This is a genomic window from Rhizobium sp. YIM 134829, assembly GCF_046546455.1.
This window is the reverse complement of record NZ_JBKHKI010000027.1, coordinates 1-714: the sequence shown is the minus strand read 5'-3', so window position 1 is coordinate 714 and position 714 is coordinate 1. Positions and strand designations below refer to the sequence as shown.

The window sequence follows — 714 nt, the reverse complement described above, 5'->3', positions numbered from 1 at the left end:
TCGGCTCAGATGAGTTGGCGCCAGACGTATCTGGTGGTTGCCGTGGTGATGGCGGCGATCACGATCCCTGCGCACTTCTTCGGCTTGCGGCGCCCGTGGCCGCCGGTCACCGCCGCGCACCACGACGTCGAGGCGCCGGGCCGCACCGCGCGCAGCGTGCCGTTCCTCGCCCTGACGGCGGCGTTCGCGCTCGCCGGACTCGCGTCCTACGCGGTGATCGCCAACCTGGTGCCGCTGATGAGCCAACGCGGCATCGGCACCGGTGCCGCCGCCGTCGCGCTCGGCCTGGGCGGCGCGGGGCAAGTGCTCGGCCGACTGGGCTACCAATCGCTGGTGCGCCGCGTCGGCGTCGTGCCCCGCACGGTCGTCATCATGGCCGGCGTCGCCGGCACGACGGCGCTGCTCGGGGTGTTCACCACCTATGCGGCATTGGTGGCGGCGGCCATCGGGGCGGGGGTGATGCGGGGCATCATGACGCTGCTGCAAGCCACCGCCGTCACCGAACGCTGGGGTTCTACCCATTACGGTCACCTCAGCGGCCTGCTGTCGGCGCCGGTCATGATCGCCACCGCCATCGGCCCGTTCGTTGGCGCGGCGCTGGCCAGCCTGCTCGGCGGGTACGCCGCGATGTTCCTCGCCCTCGGCGCGATTGCCGCGGCGGGCGCACTGCTGGCGGTCGCTACCAGGCCCCGAATCTACGGTGTGACGTCCGCG

General features: G+C 72.5%; 1 protein-coding gene. It reads left to right on the top strand.

Translation table 11 applies throughout. The annotated features are described in order from the left end of the window. Positions 1-714 (top strand): hypothetical protein (locus ACLE20_RS15530; protein ID WP_410941219.1); only part of this gene is annotated, 714 nt, incomplete at both ends.